General features: G+C 36.1%; 22 protein-coding genes. 12 read left to right on the top strand and 10 right to left on the bottom strand.

The features are described from left to right. The first annotated feature begins 4 nt into the window (after positions 1-4). The 8 genes from hepA to H6G25_RS14625 all read left to right on the top strand — a co-directional run bounded on the left by hepA (position 5) and on the right by H6G25_RS14625 (position 8759). Positions 5-1849, top strand: coding sequence for a heterocyst formation ABC transporter subunit HepA (gene hepA, locus H6G25_RS14590; RefSeq protein WP_190393111.1), 1845 nt, complete (start codon positions 5-7; stop codon positions 1847-1849). A 67-nt stretch (positions 1850-1916) separates the two neighbouring features. Further along, entirely contained in the window at positions 1917-2903 is a 987-nt protein-coding gene (locus H6G25_RS14595; protein WP_190393112.1) for a glycosyltransferase family 2 protein, read from the top strand. 25 nt (positions 2904-2928) lie between these two features. Next, positions 2929-4131: a glycosyltransferase gene (locus H6G25_RS14600; RefSeq protein ID WP_190393113.1), complete on the top strand. Its 1203-nt coding sequence runs from the start codon at positions 2929-2931 to the stop codon at positions 4129-4131. Next, positions 4049-5011: a glycosyltransferase gene (locus H6G25_RS14605; RefSeq protein ID WP_190393114.1), complete on the top strand. Its 963-nt coding sequence runs from the start codon at positions 4049-4051 to the stop codon at positions 5009-5011. The genes H6G25_RS14600 and H6G25_RS14605 overlap by 83 nt, the downstream gene beginning before the upstream one ends. An 83-nt stretch (positions 5012-5094) precedes the next feature. Next, positions 5095-6519, top strand: coding sequence for an O-antigen ligase family protein (locus H6G25_RS14610; RefSeq protein WP_190393115.1), 1425 nt, complete (start codon positions 5095-5097; stop codon positions 6517-6519). A gap of 178 nt (positions 6520-6697) precedes the next feature. Then, positions 6698-7132: a hypothetical protein gene (locus tag H6G25_RS14615; RefSeq protein ID WP_190393116.1), complete on the top strand. Its 435-nt coding sequence runs from the start codon at positions 6698-6700 to the stop codon at positions 7130-7132. A gap of 5 nt (positions 7133-7137) precedes the next feature. Further along, on the top strand, positions 7138-7368 hold the full coding sequence (locus H6G25_RS14620) for a PIN domain-containing protein (protein WP_190393117.1): 231 nt from the start codon (positions 7138-7140) through the stop codon (positions 7366-7368). Positions 7369-7877: 509 nt separating this feature from the next. Beyond that, positions 7878-8759, top strand: a complete 882-nt coding sequence (locus tag H6G25_RS14625; RefSeq protein WP_190393118.1) for an aspartoacylase — start codon at positions 7878-7880, stop codon at positions 8757-8759. Here H6G25_RS14625 and H6G25_RS14630 read toward each other — a convergent pair. From H6G25_RS14630 to H6G25_RS14640, 3 genes are all read right to left on the bottom strand, one after another. Then, positions 8742-9851, bottom strand: coding sequence for a glycosyltransferase family 4 protein (locus H6G25_RS14630; RefSeq protein WP_190393119.1), 1110 nt, complete (start codon positions 9849-9851; stop codon positions 8742-8744). The two genes, H6G25_RS14625 and H6G25_RS14630, sit on opposite strands and share 18 nt — an antisense overlap. A gap of 114 nt (positions 9852-9965) precedes the next feature. Then, entirely contained in the window at positions 9966-10748 is a 783-nt protein-coding gene (locus H6G25_RS14635) for a PIG-L family deacetylase (RefSeq protein ID WP_190393120.1), read from the bottom strand. 458 nt (positions 10749-11206) lie between these two features. Next, positions 11207-13453, bottom strand: coding sequence for a hypothetical protein (locus H6G25_RS14640; protein WP_190393121.1), 2247 nt, complete (start codon positions 13451-13453; stop codon positions 11207-11209). Positions 13454-13789: 336 nt separating this feature from the next. Here H6G25_RS14640 and H6G25_RS14645 point away from each other — a divergent pair, with 336 nt between their 5' ends. The 3 genes from H6G25_RS14645 to H6G25_RS14655 all read left to right on the top strand — a co-directional run bounded on the left by H6G25_RS14645 (position 13790) and on the right by H6G25_RS14655 (position 17618). Continuing rightward, complete coding sequence (locus H6G25_RS14645; protein ID WP_190393122.1) at positions 13790-14959, top strand: glycosyltransferase family 4 protein; 1170 nt, start codon at positions 13790-13792, stop codon at positions 14957-14959. A gap of 29 nt (positions 14960-14988) precedes the next feature. Further along, positions 14989-16125, top strand: a complete 1137-nt coding sequence (locus H6G25_RS14650) for a glycosyltransferase family 4 protein (RefSeq protein WP_190393123.1) — start codon at positions 14989-14991, stop codon at positions 16123-16125. 245 nt (positions 16126-16370) lie between these two features. Further along, entirely contained in the window at positions 16371-17618 is a 1248-nt protein-coding gene (locus tag H6G25_RS14655; RefSeq protein ID WP_190393124.1) for an ATP-binding cassette domain-containing protein, read from the top strand. Positions 17619-17669: 51 nt separating this feature from the next. Here the strand turns inward: H6G25_RS14655 and H6G25_RS14660 are convergent, their stop codons facing one another. The 7 genes from H6G25_RS14660 to H6G25_RS14690 form a co-directional block, all read right to left on the bottom strand. Then, positions 17670-18188 (bottom strand): thermonuclease family protein, encoded by a 519-nt coding sequence (locus H6G25_RS14660; protein WP_242034977.1) that lies wholly within the window; start codon positions 18186-18188, stop codon positions 17670-17672. 64 nt (positions 18189-18252) lie between these two features. Then, positions 18253-19035, bottom strand: a complete 783-nt coding sequence (locus H6G25_RS14665) for an RNA methyltransferase (RefSeq protein ID WP_190393125.1) — start codon at positions 19033-19035, stop codon at positions 18253-18255. Between the two features lie 162 nt (positions 19036-19197). Beyond that, the gene (locus H6G25_RS14670; protein WP_190393126.1) at positions 19198-19812 is read right to left on the bottom strand and encodes a 2OG-Fe(II) oxygenase; all 615 of its coding nucleotides are present in this window, start codon (positions 19810-19812) and stop codon (positions 19198-19200) included. A gap of 277 nt (positions 19813-20089) precedes the next feature. Beyond that, on the bottom strand, positions 20090-20254 hold the full coding sequence (locus H6G25_RS14675; protein WP_190393127.1) for a hypothetical protein: 165 nt from the start codon (positions 20252-20254) through the stop codon (positions 20090-20092). A 10-nt stretch (positions 20255-20264) separates the two neighbouring features. After that, positions 20265-21944, bottom strand: coding sequence for an AIPR family protein (locus tag H6G25_RS14680; RefSeq protein WP_190393128.1), 1680 nt, complete (start codon positions 21942-21944; stop codon positions 20265-20267). A gap of 45 nt (positions 21945-21989) precedes the next feature. Further along, on the bottom strand, positions 21990-22328 hold the full coding sequence (locus H6G25_RS14685; RefSeq protein WP_137908845.1) for a type II toxin-antitoxin system PemK/MazF family toxin: 339 nt from the start codon (positions 22326-22328) through the stop codon (positions 21990-21992). Next, the gene (locus tag H6G25_RS14690) at positions 22328-22564 is read right to left on the bottom strand and encodes a ChpI protein (protein WP_190393130.1); all 237 of its coding nucleotides are present in this window, start codon (positions 22562-22564) and stop codon (positions 22328-22330) included. The genes H6G25_RS14685 and H6G25_RS14690 overlap by 1 nt, the downstream gene beginning before the upstream one ends. 214 nt (positions 22565-22778) lie before the next feature. Here H6G25_RS14690 and gatA point away from each other — a divergent pair, with 214 nt between their 5' ends. After that, on the top strand, positions 22779-24239 hold the full coding sequence (gene gatA / locus H6G25_RS14695) for an Asp-tRNA(Asn)/Glu-tRNA(Gln) amidotransferase subunit GatA (RefSeq protein ID WP_190393131.1): 1461 nt from the start codon (positions 22779-22781) through the stop codon (positions 24237-24239). Positions 24240-24393: the final 154 nt, after the last annotated feature.

Here is a 24393-nt window from a genome sequence, read left to right on the forward strand (position 1 = left end):
TTTTATGACTTCCAAATTCATACCTTCAACCGTGAAAATCTTCCAGGCTACAAATTTTTGGCAAAATAATCGCTTAATATTACGAGAATTTAAACACTTTCGATTGGTGGCAATTTTAGCTGTAGTATTTTCGGCTTTAGCTGCAAGTTTTGAAGGGTTTGGTTTAGGATTTTTGCTGGTATTTCTGCAAAGCTTAACCACTCCTGGCTCTGAACCTGTGAAAACAGGAATGGACTGGTTTGATATTTTGATCTTAGGAATTAATGCTTCAGCAACGGAAAGATTATATCGCATATCAGCTTTAATTGTTGTTACAACTTGTATGCGAGCATCCTTTAATTATATAGGACAGATTTGCATCCAGTTTAGTGAAATAAGTTTAGTAGATAATCTCCGACAACGAATTTTTCAACAGTTATCTGCTCAAAGTCTCAGTTATTTTAATCATAAAAAATCTGGAGATTTAGTTAATATTCTTACCAGTGAAATGGAGAGAATTAGGCAGATTTTTGGTGGACTAGCTTTTTTAATTACTAGAAGTTTTACACTCATTGTCTATTCTGTTTCCTTATTTATTCTTTCATGGAAACTTACTATAGTTTCTATTTTGCTATTTAGTCTTTTAGCGGTGGCATTATCCACACTCAATAAACAAATTAGAGAACGTAGTTTTGCTATTACTACGGCTAATGATAATTTTACTGCTAGGGTGCTAGAGTTTATCGAAGGTATTCGCACAATTCATGCTTTCTCTACTCAAGAATTTGAGCGAAAACGGTATTATCAAGCCAGTGAAAAAATAGTTAATACTTGGAAAAGTGTTTATTGGATTTCTTTGATGGTTAAGCCTTTGGCTGAGAGTATATCTACACTAATTCTAATTAGTATGATTATTGTGGCTCTCGTCACAGGCTTAATGAAAGTTTCGGCTTTATTAACTTTCTTTTTTGTACTGTTTCGCATTATCCCTATGACTCAAGATTTGAATGGAGTTGTAGCTTTTTTAAGTACCCAAGCAGGAGCAGTAGAAAATATCAAAAATTTGTTAAAAACTGATGATAAAATCTACTTTCAAAATGGCACATTGAGATTTCCAGGTTTAAAAAGATCAATTGATTTAGTATCTGTAGATTTCGATTATAGTTCTAATCAACGAGTTTTACATAATATTACTCTCTCAATTAAACAGGGTGAAGTGACGGCTCTTGTTGGTTCATCTGGGGCTGGAAAAACTACGCTTGCAGATTTAATTCCTCGCTTTCATGATGCAACTGACGGCTATATCTATATAGATGAAGTTGATATTCGCAAATTTGAAATAAATTCTCTTCGTTCCAAGATAGCAGTTGTTAGTCAGAATACATTTATTTTCAATACTTCTGTTGGGAAAAATATTGCCTATGGTACACCAACAGCAACGGAAACAGAAATTAAGGAAGCTGCTAAACAGGCAAATGCTTTAGAATTTATTCTAGAAATGTCTGAAGGTTTTAATACACAATTAGGAGATAGAGGTGTGCGGTTATCAGGAGGACAAAAACAAAGAATTGCGATCGCTCGCGCATTGCTAAAAAATCCCGAAATTCTGATTTTAGATGAAGCTACAAGTGCTTTAGATTCTATGTCTGAGCGGTTAATTCAAGAATCACTAGAAAAGCTATCTGTTGGCCGCACAGTAATTACTATTGCTCACCGTCTTTCTACTATTGCTAAAGCAGATAAAGTTGTAGTTTTAGAACAGGGAAGAATCGTTGAACAAGGTAAATATCAAGAACTTTTGGAACTCAAAGGTAAGCTTTGGCAATATCACCAAATGCAGTATAAAATAAGTTCTAAATCTGACAGTTAATATTAGTTAATCAATCATTAATCCGTTACGAGTTTACAAATTGTCAGCAATTATCATTTTCGAGCTAATGTTAAATATTAATTCTCCTGAACCTCTGGTAAGCGTTATTATCCCTACCTATAATCGTCCAGAATATCTCAAACAAGCAATTTCTAGTGCTGTTCAACAAACTTATCAAAATTTAGAAATTATCGTTTCTGATAATTGTAGTTCTGAAAATCCTCAAGCACTGGTTGAATCATTTCAAGACTCACGCATCAAATTTCACCGACATCCAGAAAATATTGGGATGTTAGCTAATCAGTTTCATGGTTTTAAAATTGCACAAGGTAAATATATAGCTAGTCTCCATGATGATGATATGTGGAATGAGGATTTTTTATCTAAACTTGTACCACATTTAGAAGTAAATCCTCATTTAATTCTGGCATTTTGTGACCAATATATTATAGATGGTGATAGTAAAATTAATGTAGCTGCAACTGAAAACAATACCCGCAGTTATAAACGGGATAAAATCACTCCCGGAGTTCATGAAAATTTTACTCACATTGGCTTAATTGATAAAAGTATTCCCACTGCGGCTGCTTGTGTAATTAGAAATGGTGTCCTAAATTGGGATGATATTCCGGTAGAAGTTGACGGAATGTGGGATTTATATTTAACTTACCTTTGTTGTATTTCTGGCTATGGAGTTTACTATGTTCCTGAAAAATTAACCAAATATCGAGAGCATGAACAAACTGATACTATGCTTAGTGGTAGTCGCAATGTTCAAGCAAAAATCCGTAAAGGTAAAAGTGAGATATTCTGTTATCAAACCTTTATTGAAGATCAACGGTTACAGGAATTTAAGTCCTACTTTAAAACCAAATTGTTAGAAGCTAATACAACTTTAGGAATTGGGTTATTGCGCGATCAAAAAATCACAGATGCTCGCCGTTATTTTTGGCAAACTTTAAGTGAAAATAAATTCAATTTGCGAACTTTAGTAGCTTTAACTATAAGTTTTATTCCTACCAATTTAACGAATAAAATTTGGAAGATTTCATAATTTAGTAAATGCAGAGAGGTTATGAGTGAAAATTTGTATTGTTACTCACAAAATTAAAAAAGGTGATGGTCAAGGAAGAGTTAATTATGAAGTAGCTCAAGAAGCAATTCGTCGGGGTCATCATCTGACATTATTAGCTAGTGAAATTGCTCCAGAGTTAGCAGAAAATAGTGCTGTTAATTGTATTTATATCCCAGTAGAATGCTATCCTACGGAATTTCTCCGCAATTTCATCTTTGCTAAAAAAAGTGCCGATTGGTTGCGTAAAAATCGAGCTAATTTGGATTTAATTAAAGTCAATGGCGCGATTACTATGGGGGCAACTGATGTGAATGCTGTACATTTTGTGCATGGTTCATGGTTAAAATCGCCTGTGCATATTTCCCATAACCGTAAAGATTTGTACGGATTATATCAATGGTTATTTACTGCGGCTAATGCTTATTGGGAAAAACAAGCTTTTTGCCAATCTAAAATTATTATTGCTGTCTCAGAAAAAGTTGCCCAAGAATTAGTAAATATTGGTATACCTCGTTCACAAATTCGGGTGGTTGCTAATGGTGTAGACTTACAAGAATTTGCTCCCGGTGTCAGTTCTCGGACGGCATTAGGATTACCTGAAAATGTCAATTTGGCCTTATTTGCGGGCGATATTCGGATTTCCCGGAAGAACTTAGATACTGTACTTCATGCTTTGGTAAAAGTTCCCGAATTACATTTAGCAGTTGTCGGTGGTACTCAAGATAGCCCTTATCCGGCAATGGCAAAAGCATTAAATATTAGTGAACGAGTGCATTTTTTAGGTTATCGCCATGATATGCCCCAAATTCAACGGGCATCAGATTTATTTGTGTTTCCGTCCCGTTATGAACCCTTTGGACTTGTAGTGATTGAAGCGATGGCTTCAGGTTTGCCCGTGATTACTGCCACTACTACTGGTGCGGCTGATTTACTCAATCCTGACTGTGGCATCGTTTTAGAAGATTGTGATGATGTTAATGCTTTAGCTGATGCGCTTGGGTTGTTAAATAGCGATCGCTCACTGCGTCAACAAATGGGTAAAGTTGCCCGTACTATTGCTGAACAATATAGCTGGTCAACAATGGCACAAACCTATTTAAATATATTTGAGGAGTTAATCACCCATGAGAAACACAGTTCTCATCCCCACCTATCGCCGTCCTCAAGACCTAGCCCGCTGTCTGAAAGCACTGCAACAGCAAACTAAATCCGTTGATCAGGCGATCGTTGTTGTCAGAGATACAGACACAGAAACCCAGCAATTCCTCGGACAATTCCCTCCCCACCTCCTCCCGTTAGAAATTGTCACCGTTACCCAGCCGGGAGTCGTCGCCGCCCTCAACGCCGGACTGTCACAAGTACAGGGAGACATTGTTTCCATTACTGATGACGATGCAGCCCCCCATCCAGACTGGTTAGTTAAAATTAATACCCATTTCTTGGCTGATCCTCAGATTGGTGGCGTTGGTGGCCGTGATTGGGTTTATCAAGGGGGAAAACTAGAAGACAAATCCCAACCAGTTGTTGGTAAATTACAATGGTTTGGGCGCGTTATAGGCAACCATCATTTAGGAATTGGCGCACCCCGTGAGGTTGATGTTCTTAAAGGTGTGAATATGAGCTTTCGCACCCAAGCGATTGGAGAATTACGCTTTGACGACAGGATGAAAGGAACAGGCGCACAAGTACATTTTGAAATGTCCTTTGTTCTCACCCTAAAACGAGCCGGTTGGAAAATGATTTATGATCCTAGTATTGCAGTAGATCACTATCCAGCCCAACGATTTGATGAAGATCAACGCCACAATTTCAACGACCTTGCATTAATTAACTTAGTTCACAACGAAACCTTAATTTTATTAGAACATTTTTCTCCCCTGCGTCAAATTGTATTTTTATCCTGGTCAATTTTAGTTGGGACAAGGGAAAGTTTAGGAATATGTCAATGGTTAAGATTATTTCCCAAACAAGGGCAACTTGCTAGTAAAAAATTCCTTGCATCCTTGCAGGGAAGATGGCTAGGATATCAAAAATATAGAATGAACTCTCAAAAATTTGACATTAAAAAACAACATTTTGGCTATTAACTATCCCACCCAAATCCCCGACTTCTTCAAGAAGTTGGGGATCTATTTCCTAACTAAACTTTTTATAGAATATTCAGATAAAAATGATTTCTAAACCACTACTTTTCAATACTGTTTTAAAAGAACAATTTTCTCCCCAAGATCGATCAGCCCAAAGTTGGATAATCATCCTTGGTTTTATCTTTCTAATGGCAGCTTGCTACTTTACTAGTACAGGCAGTTTGCGCCTCGTTTATCCCGCCAGTGCCTTTCTAGTAGCCGTGTTTTTGTACTTACGGCATCCCATCCACTATATCGGCTTCACCTGGTGGATATGGTTTCTCACCCCCTTGATTACTCGTTTAGTTGACTATAAAATTGGCTGGGACCCCACCAGACAAATGTTAATTGCACCTTATTTAGTCGTATTCCTGACTATATTCACCTTTTTAAAACATCTACCTAGTAGTCTTCGTCAAGGGGGACTGCCATTTCTCTTAGCAGCCATAGGAGTTTCTTATGGATGTTTAATAGGTTTAATTTACAATCAACCACTCCCTGTAGTTCGGAGTTTCTTAGATTGGTTAAGTCCGATAATTTTTGCTTTTCACCTCTTTTCTAATTGGCGAGATTATCCCAGTTATCGTCAACATCTGCAAAGAACATTTATTTGGTGTGTACTCATCCTTGGTGCTTACGGTGTCTATCAATTTGTTGTCGCTCCTGAATGGGATAGATATTGGCTAATCCAATCGAAAATGTTTACTAGCGCTGGACACCCTATCCCTTTTGGAATGCGAGTTTGGAGTACCTTGCACTCACCCGGACCATTTGGGACTGTAATGCAAGCTGGTTTACTATTATTATTTACTAGCACTGGTCCGTTAATTTTCCCTGCTTCTGCTCTGGGTTATTTATCATTTTTACTTTCCCAAGTGCGGACAAGTTGGGGCGGCTGGTTGCTAGGAATAATTATGATTTTTGGTTCAGTAAAACCTAAAATTCAAATGCGATTAATTACCATAATTTTAGTAATGTCAATCTGCGTTATTCCCTTGGTGACTATCGAACCGCTTTCTAAAGTTATTACCACTCGATTTGAAAGTTTTTCCAATCTCGAACGAGATGGTAGTTTTAGAGATAGATCCGCAACTTATGACAGAAACCTGGGTTTAGCCCTTTCTAATGTTGTCGGTAACGGCTTTGGAAATATCTGGAAAGTGAATGAAAAAACTGGACAAATAGAGGTAGTTGTTATTGATAGCGGCATTTTAGATATGTTTTTTACCTTGGGTTGGATTGGTGCTATACCCTATATTAGTGGGTTGGTATTAATGCTAATTACCGTTAGTAATTATACAGAAGGTCGTTTTGATAGTTTTCTCAGTGCTGCCCGCGCTATTGGTATCAGTTCTTGCGCCCAGTTAATTATTTATAGCGGGATGCTGAGTATTGCAGGGATGATTATGTGGGGATTTTTGGCAATGGCTATGGCAGGTCATAAATACTATAGCAGACCACATAGTTGAATTAAAACCTGAAGGTGGGGAAATAAAAGAAATTGCCTTATTTGCTCCTTTGTGCGATGACACCACAGAGGAGTTATAATTATTATGATCACATTTTCTTGATAAATTGTGATAAAATCTAGTACAAATATTTCCTGTCTGAAAAGTAGTTGAACTATTAAACAAGAGGTAAAATACAATGTTAAAAATACAACTTCCAACTGTAATTGATTTTCAACCAGCAATTGCTGCTAAAGATAAAGATGATAAATCTATTTTGATGATAGATGTGAGATTTTCCGCTATGTATTCTTCCCCGAATATTAATATCTTAAAAATGGAACAATACCAGCATATTCCTTTTTTAATGTTTGTTAATTCTAATGTCATGAGAATCTTTAAGAGTCCGACTTTTACAGAAGTAGCAAGATTGGACACTAAAAATGTTTTAGAGCATTATGATGCAGGCCGTATTGAAGGCATCATCTATCAATCTACTTTAATAACTTTAACTCAATCATGGTTAAGAGATTTAGCTTATCATTGGAAAAGTGAAACCCCCCCTTACATTAAGGAAATGAAGGAAATTGGCTTATTTACTCTTTTGTTTGATGGTAAAACAGAGGAGTTATAATTATTATGATTATTTATTTAGAAACTAATTCAATTATGGCAATTGCCAAAGGAAGAAACAAAGAATTAGAAGATTTTGTCCATCATTCTTCAGAAAACTTAAAATTTGTTATTCCTAGTATTTGTTTAATGGAAACTCTGGTAGCGATAGAAAGAGAAGAAAAACGTAGTCAATCTTTTTCTCAAACTATTCAAAAGATAGAGGAAATCTGTTTTTTACCAAATTATTGGGTCTGAACATATCTGGAAAAATCTTAAATTATCTAACTCTTTAAATTTTATTTAAACAGAAATATTTACTGAATTAAACGTAAATAGCCAAGATATAAATACCAACAGCTTATTAAATCAATCCCTAGAATTATTTAATCAAAAACGCTGCTTAATTATTCTCGATAACCTTGAAAAAGAGATATTATTAAAAATCAGTCAAAATGAGCAACCTATATCTAGAGATGAGATAAAACAGCTTTTATCATTGTCATCAATGGATATAATTAAAGGGTTACAATCATTAACAAGAAGATTTTTAGTAACCAAATTAGAAAATGATCAAAAACTATATACTCTCTCTGCCGTTTTTAAAGAATATCTAAGAATTTATCATCATTAATCATACTCCCTTCCTCTTGCTATTGGCATCTGGACTGTGAGAAAATTATTTATGCAGCATCTCAGCACAAAAGCCTATGGACTGATAGAATGTGTTCACTTTCATAGCTAAGTTGCTTGTAAACGGGGTATTTATGAATCAAATTCATCGGGTGGCGATTGTCGGCGGAAATCACGGTAATGAGTTAATGGGAGTTTACTTGGTGAAAAAGTTTCAGCAATATCCCCATTTAATTCATCGAGGCAGTTTTGAAACTTTATCATTACTTGGTAATCCTAAAGCTATTGCTGCACGGACAAGATATATTGATACGGATCTGAATCGTTGCTTTAATCAAGATAAATTATCAAGTTCAAATATCTCAAGTTATGAAGAATTAAGGGCGCGAGAAATTCAACAAATATTACAACCAGAAAATCAAGAATCTGTAGATACAATTATTGACTTACATACAACTACTGCCAATATGGGATTATGTATTATTCTGGGAAATTGGCATCCTTTCCTGCTCAAATTAGCTGCTGATTTGAGTGCAATTAATCCTTTGGTGAAGGTTTATATTCATGAACAACCTCAAGGTAGTGGTTTTCTACGTTCTTTGTGTGATTTGGGTTTTGCAATTGAAGTTGGTGCTGTACCTCAAGGGATTTTAAATGCGGAATTATTTCAACAGACTGAACAACTTATTTATAGTGTTTTAGATTATTTTGAAGACTATAATCAAGGAAAAGATTTGCCAAAAAATAATACACTAACAGTTTATAAATCAATTGGTGTGATTGATTATCCAAGAAATGAAGTAGGGGAAATTCAGGCCATGATTCATCCCCAACTTCAGTTCCAGGATTATGAACCTTTGCATCCTGGTGATCCTATTTTTATGACTTTCACAGGAGAAGAAATTTTCTATCAAGGAAATTCTACTGTTTATCCGATCTTTATTAATGAAGCTGCCTATTATGAGAAAGGAATTGCGATGCACATTAGCGAAAAAGAATTAATTAAGATTGGCTAATTCTCTGGTTTCCATGACTCTGATGATATTGTCTTTTCTCATTAATTCACGATATATGGTTAGTGTTTCTTCATTGACTCTTGCTGCACTAAATCTTTCTAGATTTTGTTGGGCGCGGAATTTCCACCGATCTAAACGTTGGCGATCGCTCAATAATTGTGTCAAAGTATTAGCTAAGGCTGGAATGTCCTTGGGTGGCACTAAAATCCCCGCTTGACTATGATCTAAAGTCTCAGGAATACCATCTACATCACTGGCTATAATCGCACAACCAGCTTCCCGCGCTTCCGTTAGCACCAAGCCAAAAGATTCACAATGTGAAGCCAGAACAAAGATATCTGTGGCTAACATATAGCGTTGTGGTTCTGGTTGGAATCCTTCAAAATGAATGCGATTATTTAAGGTTGTATTTTTCACCATAGCCTCAAACAAAGGACGATCTGGTCCATCTCCTACTAAATATAAATGTGCTTGCGGAAAGTCTATGGAAACTATTTTAAATGCCTCAATTAACTCATAAATACCTTTGCGAGTATACATCCCAGCCACAGTAGTTATAGATGGATGTGGCATTTCTACTGGTTGATAATCTTGAAGTTTTTTATGTCGAGGACTTCCTAAAGTTCCATTACTAACTACTCGTAACTTTTGAGGTGGAATACCCCGTTTAATCATTGAATTAGCCACTGCATTACTAACTGCAATTACCTGGTCAGCTAATCCCATGAGGATAGCACTATCTTGAAATTCATTATGGACAGTAGAAACTAAATGATATTCTCGATTTTTTCTAAAAATTCCCGCTAAAATTGCTCCTGTCATCATGTGTACATGAACAATATCCGGTTGAAACTCTCTAATGATTTGGCGATAATTCCAAGTAGCTTTAATCAGATTTAATGGTGTCCGACATTGATTGAAATAAAAATGTTCAACACCATAATCTGCTAATAATGTTTCATATTCCCCACCAACAGAAGCTACAGCAATATCCAGACCACTTTTTGCCTGTAAACAAGCTAAGTCTATGGCTACATTAACAATACCATTGCCGATTTTTTGAATATGATTAGTAATATGTAAAATCCGCATTTAACTCTTCTCCACTGTAATTATTTACGGTTAATTTAATCTGAACATTACTGAGGTAACTAGTAGATTAGTAGAGTGCATTAGATATGAAAAATATGTTCTTTTGAGATAATACTAGGATTCAGATTTAAAAAATATTTCTTCCGAATTTAAAAATCTCTTGATAAATCCATAGGGTAACATCTGAATTTGGGAAGGATAAGCAGTAATAGCCCTTTGTTTTTTCTCTTTTACTGATGTAATTGAAAAGCGATAAGCTGCGGCAATATCTTGTAATTTTAAGAGAATAAATAATGGCGATCGCCAGAATATCCAAATAGGATATTGGAATATTTCTGTTGTAATTCCAGCTTGGTTAATTGCCTCTTTTACTAAGCTATAAGTAGCTTCATGATCTCGATGACAATCCTTACGATGAGGTACATAAACTTCTCCTGGTTTGTAAGACTGTAGCAGTTGAGAAATTTCAGTAATTATCTGTTTTTTTATCTCTAAATTGAGCGTTGATAAACTACCATCTTGGTAATTCAAAAAATGAATCTCTGAACTATTTACTCCCAAAATACTTAACGCTGTCAAAGATTCTTGTTGACGAATATGGATAAGATTTTGAGTATCTGTATCTAAACCATGAGAACCTCTACCATCAGTTAAAAAAGCTATAGCTACTGGTATTCCCTGTTCCCTTTTCCTTGCAATCATACCTCCACAACCAAAGGTTTCATCATCTTGATGGGGAGTAAAAACCATTGCTGATTTTTCAGAAAATTTTAAAGGCTGACTTCCCCAATTTAAAATCCACCATGAAACTAAACTGCAATGAATATATTGCATCTGATTTAGCAGTTTATTCGGCATAATTTTCTCTAAAGAGGTTAATGCTTTCTTTCTATTCATAATTCTAAATTTAATTCAAGACAAAATTTAATTTGTGTACATCGAGAATAATTATGATAACCATTGATTATTATCGGGAATTAGTTTGTGATAATAACTATTATTATGATAATTAACTTTTATGAAACTTATTTATTTTTTCGATTAAATTATCATCAAAATATAAAGGTGATAAAAAAATACAAATAAGTTTTTGCACAATATTTTCCCTGAATTTTATTTTCATGAATAATATCAATATCATGTCCGCCCAATCACTTACGATATAGTTCATCATTGTATTACCTTTTCCCAATTACCAATTACCCATTACCAGCCTCAACAGATATGATAAGTTTTCAACCGGACATGATATAATCAATTTATCAAAAGTCAAAATACTAACATAAATTCAGATTCCCGACTTCTTAGAGAAGTCGGGGATATTGTCACTTATTCAAGAAAATAAACGCTATATATCATAAGTTTAATTGGTAAACAAGCACCTTTCCTTGCCAATTTTCCTCCACAAACACGAGATATTGACCATTAGCACGACGAAAAGCACGGATACCGTAGGGAATATCAACCCAGCCACTTTTATTACCAACTTCTGGACCTGGACTCATCTTTTTGACTAATTCACCCGTTGCTGCTTTGTAAACATATACCTCTGCGGTTTTTACTGTTACTGCAAAGACATAATCACCAGCTATACTCATAGCTGCGGTCGAGACTTTTCGCTGACCAGTAGTATCATAAGGAACTACAGTTCGCCATTTTGGGGTGGGATTTCCCCGACTCCAATTATCAAAGCGCACAATTTCCGATCCTACTACTCCAGTGTCGTCACCAAATGCAGGATGTTCAATAGTAAAACCTGATAAATACATAGTATCTGTTTCGGGAAAATATTCAATTCTTCGCAAGTCATTAAAGATGCTAGGAGTCTTAATTTTTTGCATCGAACTATAGCTATAAATCGGGTTTCCTTTATTATCTATTCCCTGTAAAGGATAACGACGAATACCATCTTTAATTCGCAAAGTTTTCCAAACATCACCTTTACTATCTACCCACCAACCTCCCATATAAGGATAGTCTTCGCTACTATCATACTCATTTTTTTCAAATGCACCATTGCCATTAATATCACGCCAAATCCACTCTCCTTTTTCTGGTTGATAGGGTGGCCAATTTCCAGTAATAGATTTACCTTCATTATTAGTACCAACAAACATTCCCGCAGGAATAGCAATTTTCCCATCTGTATTCGGTTGAAAACGATAAATTTGTAAAAAACCGCCGAACATATCTGTCAGAAATAAAAAAGGTTTTCCTTGAATACGACGCACAAAAGTACCATCTGGTGATGTATGTAAACGGGGATCTTGAGAATATTTAAAAGGATTAACGGTGTAAGCTTTATAAGTCCATTGTTTACCAGCCGGCTTACTATAATCCATGACATATTGTTCTTGTTTAGTAAATAGATTAACACCATCTGTTTGTGGATCGGTATCTGCATTATCTACAAATATTAATCCTAGTAATTGCCATTGTATTTGTCCTGATGGAGAGAATTTTCTTAAATCTGTTCCTGATTTATTAAAACCATTATTGTTGATATAAATATTGCCTTTACTATCTGTACCAACTCCCGTAATTCCGTAGAGTTTTGATGTTTTTACCTCTCCTGGTACACCACCAAAAATACCTTTTTTATCGCCAAAACTATCTACACGAACTGGTTGATTATTGATATTATAAATCAGCAATTGTTGATTAATACCATTTTCTCCTACTAACAATCTACCTCGATTATCAATAGCTAATGCTGATGGTTTATCAATATCTATAATTTCTTGGGGTAATTTCTTGCCTGTTTGAGAATAATTGACAATTTTTCCAGATGTCCCACTTTTTTGATTTTCAATAATCCATAAACTGCCTTTTTTATCAACTGTGATATGTCCTGGATTAGTTAGAGTAAATCTATTTAATTCTTCCATGGTTTCAGTATTATAAACCCGAACAATGTTTTCACCAGCATTGCTAACAAATAGTTTATTATCTACCGTTGCTAGTCCAGTTACTTGATTGCTTTTGCTGGTAATTAACATACTTTTATCCCAGCCATTTCCTTTTTCAAAAGGTGCAGGTTTTCCTTTTAAATCATAACGTCTCACACAGTACCAAATTTGATCTTTGGGAGGATAATCTTCCTTGGTTTGATCCATTCCCCCTTGAGACATAGCAATATAAATATATTTGTTATCTACTGTTATTGCTTTACCTCCCAAACGATTCCAACCATGTGTATCTTCGAGGATAAAAATTGGTTTACCATCTTTATAAATTCCTGCTTCGCTACCAGCTTCATCCCAATAACTATTGGTATAAATAGTCCCATCATCCTTGACATACATTCCCTCAATATTATTTTGTACTCGCAATTTACCATTACCAATGGTATTTCCTAACCAGGAAGTTGTATAAGTAATTTCAGAACTTTTAGATACTTTATTTTTTAGCTGAATTTTGGTATTGGCCGTATTTCCTAAATCCATTTTCATTCCTATGAATGTGACTATTAGTCCACAGGTTACACCAAGAAAAATGTTAAATATTATTTTTTTTCGCCAATATCTACTCCGAAATAAAGTATTAATATATTGGTTAATCTTGTGGCGAATTTCACTAAGCTGAAATAATTTATTGTTCATAGCAATTTTTTAATTATCAGTTAATCAACCATTAAAAATGTTTCAAAAGCCAGGTAATCTGCTTGAAAAACTTCTAATTTACATTTCTTACTCATAAACTAACAAATAAACATGAATCTGTGTATTATTTCATCGAAACTTCATCAAATCAATAAAATATACTTTAAAAATAACTACATTATGGAATACTCTTATTCTCTTAGGTAGGTTCTGGAATACTCTAAATATATTTTTTTGATATATTTTGCTTATAGAAATAAAATATTTTTCAGATTTAAGCTGATTTTAATTTCCAGCTTTGTATGAGAAGATAATACTGAAAAAATGATCTTGGTAATGGAACGTAAAGATACAAAATCCAATACACAATCTGCGGCGATTTTGACCTTGGGTACGGGTTGGTTTCCTAAAACCCCCGGAGGATTAGAACGATATATTTATGAATTAACTCACAAATTAGCAGCACAGAAAGATGAAATAGAATTGTGTGGAGTTGGTTTACCAGCAGATGCAAAAAATACACAAATTAAGTTAACTAATTTAGCTAATCCAGATAGTAAAATTAGTTCTAGACTATTCTCAATTCGTGATAACTTTAAAAAAACAAGATTAGGCAAACCTGACGCAATTAATCTCCATTTTGCATTATACAGTTTTCCAATTTTAGACATCTTACCCAAGGGAATACCTGTTACCTTTAACTTTCATGGTCCTTGGGCTTCCGAAAGTCAAGAAGAAGTAATTAATAAAAAATTTGGTATTTGGCTAAAACAAAAATTAATAGAACAAAGCACTTATAATCGGTGTGATCGCTTTATTGTTCTTAGTAAAGCTTTTGGTCAGATATTACATCAAAAATATCAAATTCCCTGGCAAAAAATTCACATCATTCCTGGTGGAGTTGATATTGATCATTTTCAAAATAATTTATCACGTCAAGAAGCAAGAATAAAACTAGGTTGGCCAAGTGATAGAAGAATATTATTTACTTCCCGTCGCTTAGTTCATAGAATGGGAATTGATAAATTATTAGCAGCAATTGCTATGATTAAAATACAAGTTCCTGACATTTGGTTAGCAATAGCTGGCCGTGGTCATATTCAGGCTTTACTTCAACAAAAAACTCAAGAATTAGGTTTAGAAAATCATGTCAAATTTCTGGGTTTTCTACCTGATGAACATTTACCTCTAGCTTATCAATCTGCTGATTTAACTATAATGCCTAGTCAATCTTTTGAGGGGTTTGGATTAGCTATTCTTGAATCTTTAGCTTGTGGTACTCCGGTTTTATGTACCCCTGTGGGGGGAATGCCAGAAATTTTACAAGGCTTTTCTCCAGGTTTAATTACTGAATCAATCACGGTGGAAAGTATCGCTGATAAGTTAACACAAATTATGTTAGGTAAACTTCCTTTACCTTCTAGGGAAGAATGTCGTAATTACACAATTAAATATTATAATTGGACCAATATCGCTCAAGAAGTTCGTCAAGTTATCCTGGCTTAAATTGATTATATAAATTCCATGAAAATTGTATGAAAATTCTATTTTTAGATCAAAGTGGTAAACCTGGTGGTGCTGAATTGTGTTTAGCAGATATTGCTAAACCTTATGGTAAAAATGCTCTGGTTGGTTTATTTGCAGATGGTGATTTTAGAAAGTTACTCGAAAACCATCAAATTCCTGTGGAGGTTTTAACAACTCAACCAATTAATGTTAATAAAGAAAGTGGTTTATTACAAGCATTAAGCAGTTTAGGACAAATCATACCTTTAATTAATCAGGTCTGTCAACGGGCAAAGAATTATGATTTAATCTATGCTAATACCCAAAAGGCTTTAATTGTCGGAGCAATATCTAGTTTATTAGCTCGTCGTCCTCTGGTTTATCATTTACATGATATTCTTTCCTTAGAACATTTTAGCCAAACTAATCTACAAGTTGCTGTTAATTTAATTAATGTTTGTGCGGCTTTGGTAATTGCTAATTCTCAAGCTAGTAAAATGGCTTTTTTAAAGGCTGGAGGAAAATCAAATTTAGTTCACGTTGTTTATAATGGTTTTGATATAAAAAATTACGATGTTGATGAGTTAGAAGTTATCAATCTCAGGAAAAATCTCCAATTAGAAGATAAATTTGTGATTGGACATTTTAGCCGTCTTTCTCCTTGGAAGGGACAACATATTTTAATTGATGCTCTTTCCCTATGTCCAGAAAATGTGATAGTAATTTTAGTTGGTGATGCTTTATTTGGTGAACAGGAATATGTGCAGAATCTTCACCACCAAGTAACTGCATTGGGGTTAGAAAATCGAGTCAAATTTTTGGGATTTCGCTCGGATATTCCCCAATTAATGACTATGTGTGATTTAATTACTCATAGTTCTACCGCACCTGAACCTTTTGGAAGGGTTATTATTGAAGCTATGCTGTGCGGTAAACCTGTTATTGCTGCTGAAGCTGGAGGTGTAATAGAATTAGTAGAAAATGGTATTAATGGTTTTTTAGTCACACCTGGAAAACCTGAAGAATTAGCGCAAGTAATTAATAATTGTCTTCAAGATTCTGCAAAAACGGCGATGATTGCTAATCATGCTAAAATTACTGCTAGTCAACGTTTTGATGTTAATATTATTAATCAGCAAATTCAAGAATTATTAAAATTAATTTAAGTAGGTTGGCGTTAAAAATTGTCGTTATAGTCAGGGAACAGGGTACGGGGAACAGAAAAGAGGTTTCGAGCAACTTTACTGTTCGTTACTTGTGTCAGTTTTTTTCCGTTCACCTATTTAGCAGAACTCAGATCCTCGACTTCTTAGAGAAGTCGGATATCTGGATTTTAAGAAAAAATGTATACTATGGGTATGGGTGGAAATTCTCCGCTTCTATAAATTAATAAGTTGTGAAGTGAATTGTCGTGGCTAAAGTTGTATTAGAAAACGTTTATAAAAGCTTTCCCTCCCGCAGTGGGGAATCTGCAAAGGGACACACAGACGGTTCTGATGATGTCAGTGTTTTACGACGCATTAATTTAACTATTGCTGATGGTGAATTTATGGTGTTGGTGGGTCCTTCTGGTTGCGGTAAAAGCACTTTGTTGAGGTTAATCGCTGGTTTGGAGGTGATGACTGGTGGTAACATTTCTGTGGGCGATCGCTTAATTAACGATTTACCCCCTAAAGCTAGAGATATCGCCATGGTGTTTCAAAATTACGCTCTCTACCCTCACATGACTGTATATGATAACATCGCTTTTGGTTTACGTCGTCAGTTTGGTGATCAGGAAGCAGGGAAAACAAAATTTACTCAATGGAGTGAAAATCTATTGGTAGGTTTAACGAAAAAGTTACCTAAAAAACTACGCTATATTTCCCCAAGGGAAAGAATTGTCGCTGAACGGGTCGAAAAAGTTGCGGTTTTATTACAAATTGAAGCTTTGTTAAATCGTTTACCTAAACAATTGTCTGGAGGACAGAGACAACGGGTAGCATTAGGAAGAGCGATCGCTCGTAATCCGCAAGTATTCTTAATGGATGAACCATTATCTAATTTGGATGCTAAACTTCGCGCGGAAACTCGTAGTCAAATTGTCAAGTTACAACATCAATTGGGAACAACGACAATTTATGTTACCCATGATCAAACTGAAGCGATGACTATGGGCGATCGCATTGCTATTATGTCAGAAGGTAAGATCCAGCAAGTCGCACCTCCCTTAGAACTTTATCACCGTCCTGCGAATCGCTTTGTGGCTGAATTTATTGGTTCTCCACCCATGAATTTTATCCCAGTGGAATTTCACGCACCTTTATTAATTATCCATGCTAACTTTCGTTTCACTCTTCCAGATATTTGGGGAAATGCTTTACAACCTTATGACGGAAAAACCTTAATGTTGGGTATTCGTCCAGAACATTTAACTTTGAGTGTACCTGCTACCAAGAATTTACCAGTAAAAGTTGATTTGGTAGAAAATTTAGGAAATGATACTTTTTTATCTGTGACAATTTCTGATCCTGAGCTACACAATCCAGATGGAAAATCTTTACAGGTAAGAGTTACCTCAGATAGATTCATAAATATAGATGAGCAGCTTTGGTTATCTCTTGTACCTGATAAGCTGCATTTTTTTGATCCGGAAACTGAGTTAGCAATATTCCCATAACTCATGCGTAAGTATACTTAAAACGGTTTTAAGTTTCTACTTCATCTTTATTCACTTATTTGCTTTGCGATAATCCCAAGGGTCAATAAATTTACCATCACCCCAAATACCAATCTTTTGCTGTTGCGCTTGCGCTTCGGCTTCTTGTACTATATTCCTGCTAGGACATTTGTTTAAATACTGACGATATACTTTAGCTAATCCTTCTTTTAACAATACTTGCTGTAAAAACGTGCCATCTTTTAAACGCACTTCGGCAATTTTTCTCCCATAGCGATCACTATCTGTAATATTTAACTTAACGCGATTGTCTGTTTGTTTGATCAGTTCCTCTACCCGTGTTTTTGCTTTCACGCCCCAAGTAAACTGATTCACATCCTGAGTAATTTTACTCCTCTTTTCTGTCTGAGAATGGGGTATTTCTGGAGCATCAATACAAGCAAACCGCACTGTCAATTTTTTTTCATTGGCGATTTTTAATACCAGTGTGTCACCATCACTTACCCGTTCAACTATATCAGCTTGAGGAGTAAATAGACTATTGCACCCCATTAAGCTTATGGAGATCATAGCAGCACCTAGCAAAATTAACCCTTGTCTCATAAAAATAAGCAGTATTTAGAGAATTTCATTATTACCCATAAATTCTTTGTCTGTTAGCTTCATATAACATTAAAGCCGCAGTAATTCCCACATTTAAAGATTCCACCCCAGGACTGAGGGGAATTTTCACTTTAACATCCGCCAAAGCAGCTAAATCCTTTGATAATCCTGCTCCTTCATTACCCAATAATATTAAACTAGGTTTACGCCAGTCTACTTGCCAATAAGTTAAATTGGCATTGGGTAATGTGGCTACTATTTGCATTCCTGCTTGTTGACTTTGGTAAACTGTGGCTTTCAAATCTTCACTCACAGCCTTAGGTAAACGAAACCATTGACCAGCAGAAGCCCGTAAAACCTTGGGATTATCTAGATCTACACTATCTTCGCTTAACCACAAACCTGATGCCCCTGCGGCTGCGGCTGTACGAATGATAGTTCCCAAATTACCAGGATCTTGAACAGTTTCCAAAGCCAGAACTAAACCGGTAAAAGGAATTTTTTTTGGTTGTCCGTCTCTTTGGGCGATCGCTACTATACCGTCAGGATTGACAGTTGTGGCCATAGCTGCTAGGATTTCTGGGCTGACAACCTCTGCGCGATCGCACTGATTACAAACAACTTTCCATAATTGGGGATGAGCCATTTCCCATTGAGGGGTACAGCATACCGCATTTAAAGCATAACTAACCGTACAAGCCTCTTCTACCAAATGAGTTCCTTCCAATAAAAAAAGCTGCTGTTTATTTCTCTCCTTAGTGGAGTGCAACTTGCGGATTTGTTTAACTAGGGAATTTTGTAAACTTGTTAACACAATCTTAGATTTGAGATTTCGGACTTGAGATCAATCCAAAGTTGATATGCAGAATTTGGTAATAGAACCAAAGGACAATCCCAAATACTTATTATAGCGTTAGTTGATATTTGCTCACGACACTAAAAAATCAAATATGAGTCCTATATTAGCAGATCAAGCTTACTTCTTTTGTTTTTTCCTATTCCCTTGATTTACCCTAGACTCCAGTGTAAACTGTGGTATTTCCTCAAGTTCAGCTTCACTTAAACTATACTGTTCACAAACAAGACTTAAGCGATTACCCTCAGTTGTGACTGCATTCACAGAATGGGTTAAATCACCTTGAAAGTAAATTAAAGAATTGGTTTGGGGTTTAATTTGTCCAACTTGGCGTTTTTGCGATTTTAGCACCAATTCTCCTCCCTGCATATCCTCTGGTACACGAACATACAGAACGCTAACAAATGCAGGTGGTTCTACGGTTTTGCAATAGGAACGCAAAGATCGATCAATATGCGGATCAACACGAGAACCCGCTTTCAGTAGTAAAGGATTAAGATAAAAAGCATTACAATTAGGTAAAAGTGCTAAATCTAAATAGGGCTTAAAATAAGGGAATTTTTGGATAACTTCGACTAAACCATGATGCCGAAATACTACAGAAAAACCCTTAGTATTCACAAAATCCCGATTGAGATTATTCATAGCAAAATAGGGACAAGCTTGGATTTCTCCCCACAAGTCTTGGAGATATTGAGGAGAAAAGGCGTTAGAATGTTGCTGATAGTATTTCACGATATTAAATATTAAATCAATTTATTAACCACATTTGTTTACAGCCAATACACCTTTATTTTCAGGCTTCATTTTTTTACTTTTTTGGTAATTTCTTAGGACTTACGCACAAGTCACGGAATAATGAACCACGAAGGAGCGAAGATAACGAAGAAAAGAGGGTTTGAGAGGTATTTTGCGTAAGTCCTGTTTCTGTCCCCTTTGTAAAAAACATACACCTATCAAAAGGTAGGAGAGAGGTTTTTCTATGACTTTGTTGACTTGTCCATTCATCCTCTTAATAGTCATTATCAGCCACACAAATGCCTTTACATTTAATACCATTTGTAGCAGTCCGTTGACAATGGGGACATAAAACCTTTTCTGGTTTTGTTTCTTGACTTATTTCCACATTAGTGTTTTCTTGTAGATTGTCTTTTTCGGTCTGGAGTTTGTCATTCATAGGAATATATTTAATGAATTTCTATCTGTTGAAGTTTCTCTATCAAATCACCGCGTCGGAAAGTCGCAGAAAGTTGTTGTAAAGAAATTTCCTGGCTTCCGTAAAGCGCCTGAAGTGCCTTTTGAACATCTCGCACTGAATCATGGAAATAATTCTCCCCATTTTGATTAATTAACTGAGTTACATCTTCAAAATTACGGTGGTCAATTTCCTTCATTTGAAGATTCATTTTTTTGAGAAGTCTTCGCCCCATTTGCATAGCAATAAAGCACGAAGCATAACGGACACAAGCAGGATCATTTGGGTTTGGTCGTTTGCGTTGCTTTTCAGCAATTCTATACAACTGTACAGCGATTACGACTTGTGCGCCATTCAACTGCTCAGTAAAAATTACATTATACAGTTTACCAAAATGCTCACGAGTGAAAAACTTAGCTTGATGAGGCTTTTGTCGCCAAACCGCTAGTATCGCCTCAGCCGCTACACCCGAAGTAATATCTGTGGATTTAGTGCCTGTATCAGAGCGTTTACGGCGATAATTAAATCCTAACTGTTGGATATCCATTTCTAGCCGCTGCTGTAGATTATCATTAGCTCGGAGATCCTTTAAATCCACCGGGTTTTGACTATTGGTAGCATAAGTAATTTTTTGGACTAAATCATCATTATTAGTAGGTAATTGATAAAGCCGAACTAAAACATAAGCTTGAGTATTTTGCCCGAAGAAATTTGGCTGCTGAAGAGTTTTAAAAATGGTCATACAAGTTTGACCACCATTAATAATTTGTAGGTTCTCAACTCGTACCTGATAATCACCATTTTGCAGCGCGTTATAGGAAAAACTGTCGCAAGTTAAAGTAATGCCATTATTGTAAAAATAGAAATTGTTTTTTTCATCGCTATTTAAAGTATCCCGAATACCCTCATTGACCCGGTTGCCTTGTAGCCCTAAATAACGGCGGATATTGCGTTCTAACAAGCGTTCTCCGTGTCTCTCAATCAAAGCCGCAATTTCAGTTATAGAAATTCTGCCCACAAGTAACCGACTAAAATTCATATCTTCAACTATAGCTTTGCCACTTAATTGCAAAGTATCTTTAACTGGTTTAGAAGCTTGCAGAATTTTGATCAGATGTTCATGATTGATGTGTTCCCATGTCACCTGATCACCGAATCCAGATCGATCAATTGCTTCTTGAGATGATGCGTTCCATTTTATGCCATTATTACAAGCTAATGCCCGCACCTGGGGAATATATCCATCCCGAATTAAACTCCGGGCTTCTTCTACTTTGGCCAGTAAACGTTGATTAATATGCTCTAATTTTGCAGTGGGATCAAACAAAAATCGAATCGCATTAATGAGCGCCGTGATACCATTTTCAGGAAAATTAGTCTTACCTTCTAGATCATTTACATACTTTACCTGAAATAAACTAACTGTAAACTCACCATCATATTCTTCAGAAATGTGCATGGCATCCACACCAAAATCTCCACCACCTTCGGTCAAACAATCAAAGGTATTAGAGTCTTCTAAATCTAGAATAGTTTGCACACAAAAATATACAAATGCCAAGGATTTAAGTTTGCCAGCATCATTAATATTTAATTCTTCAGCAGCCCGTTGTCGAATGGCATCAATCACTGATTGCAAACGTTGATCAATAATAGAGGCATTAATATTCATGATTTGTATTTGAGAGAGTGACTTGATAGTTTACTAATAATCTGACTATAAAGCTAGAACTAAACGAAGACCTTCATTAATAAGCAACATTGCGCTATTATCTACCTGTCCTACCTGCTCTATTAAAAATGACTTATCCACAGTAATTACTTGGGAAACATTCACAACGGAATCTTGGGATAAACCAGTTTCATCTGTTGTTAGTAAAATATTTCCTGGAGCTTGGGCCAATCGCAGATTAGTTGTGAGAACAGCAGCAATCACAGTTCTAATTCGACTCCTATTAAACTCATCTGATTGAATAATCAAAACAGGTCTACGATATCCTGGTTCAGAAGCAACAGGTATGGGCAGTTCTGCCCACCAAATTTCACCTCGCTGCATCACCAATTTTCCTCTGATATTGTATGGGCTTGTAGACTGACAAACAATGGATCAAGACTGCTATCTTGATCGGCATATACAGCATCTAACTGTTCAGTAATTTGATCCGGTTTATGCGATCGCAAATACTCTTGAAGTGCTACAGCATAAAGCTGACTACGGGATAAGCCTTTATGTTTTGCAAATTGTTCAGCAGCTTCAAAAAGAGGGTCAGGAATGGAAATTGCTGTTTTCATAACTTGGTATAACTTTAGTTATACCTTAATGTTAGCAACTTTTTGTAATTATGGCAATAATCGCTTTAGGACTATAACTAAACTCTCAAAACTCTCTTTGCGTCTCTGCACCTCTGGGTGAGGGGCAAAAAATCTACTGTAGAGACGCAAATTCCCCAATCCCTAGCCCTAGAAATGCTAAAATCAATGACTTGATTCCTTAAAGATAACAATTATGGCATCCATCCGCGAATTGCACGAACAGATAATCACTAAAGAACGTTCTGCCGTTGAAATTACCCAAGAAGCATTAAATCGGATTCAAGAGTTAGAACCCAAACTGCACAGTTTCCTCACTGTCACGACAGAACAGGCTTTAAAACAAGCTCAAGCTGTGGATGCAAAAATCGCTGCGGGAGAAGAAATTGGACTGTTAGCGGGGATTCCCATCGGCATTAAAGACAATTTGTGTACCAAGGGGATTGTTACCACCTGCGCTTCCCGGATTTTAGAAAATTTTGTCCCCCCTTACGAATCCACCGTTACCCAAAAACTAGCTGATGCTGGGGGTGTCATGGTGGGTAAAACTAATTTAGATGAGTTTGCTATGGGGAGTTCTACAGAAAACTCCGCTTATCAAGTTACCGCTAATCCTTGGGATTTATCCCGTGTTCCGGGTGGTTCTTCTGGTGGTTCAGCAGCAGCAGTAGCAGCAGATGAATGTGTGGTTTCTCTGGGTTCTGATACGGGGGGTTCAATTCGTCAACCTGCGTCTTTCTGCGGTGTGGTAGGAATGAAACCGACCTATGGCTTAGTTTCCCGTTATGGTTTGGTGGCCTATGCTTCTTCTCTCGACCAAATTGGACCATTTGGACGCAGTGTAGAAGATGCAGCTATATTATTGAGTGCGATCGCAGGTTATGATCCCCAAGATTCTACCAGTCTCAAGGTCCCAATTCCTAACTATGCAGCTAGTTTAAAACCGGATCTCAAAGTTGGCAAAAAATTGAGAATTGGTGTGATTACAGAAACCTTTGGTGCAGGTTTAGATCCTCAAGTAGAAGCTGCTGTTACTAAAGCTATTGAACAACTGCAAGAATTAGGTGCAGAAATTCATCCTATTTCCTGTCCTAGTTTCCGCTACGGTTTACCAACTTACTACATTATCGCCCCCTCGGAAGCTTCAGCTAATTTAGCCCGTTATGATGGCGTTAAATATGGTTTACGTTCTCCTGATGCGGATAATCTTTTATCAATGTATACCCGGACTCGTTCTCAAGGCTTTGGGGCGGAAGTGAAACGCCGGATTATGATTGGTACTTATGCCCTTTCCGCTGGTTATTATGATGCCTATTATTTGAAAGCGCAAAAAGTCCGCACTTTAATTAAACAAGACTTTGAAAAAGCTTTTGAAACAGTAGATGTTTTGATTTCTCCCACTGCACCTACCACTGCATTTACAGCGGGAGAAAAAACTACCGATCCTTTGAGTATGTATTTGAATGATTTAATGACTATTCCCGCTAATTTAGCTGGTTTACCAGGAATTAGTTTACCTTGTGGGTTTGATAGTCAAGGTTTACCAATTGGGCTACAAATAGTTGGCAAAGCCTTGGGAGAAGAGCAACTTTTCCAAGTAGCTTATGCTTATGAACAATCAACTAATTGGCATTTACAAAAACCGAAAATTGGTTAAGCTGTTACCCACCTAAGTTGTATAATCATAAAATGGTTAAATCTTGTGGGGTGGGCATCTTGCCTGCCATACTTATACAAATTAAATGCAGTACAGCTTATTGATCAACCAATCTGTCAGATGTATCAACAACGGTGACAATATATAGGGCTGG

The sequence above is a fragment of the Dolichospermum sp. FACHB-1091 genome (assembly GCF_014697585.1).
Classification (GTDB): domain Bacteria; phylum Cyanobacteriota; class Cyanobacteriia; order Cyanobacteriales; family Nostocaceae; genus Dolichospermum.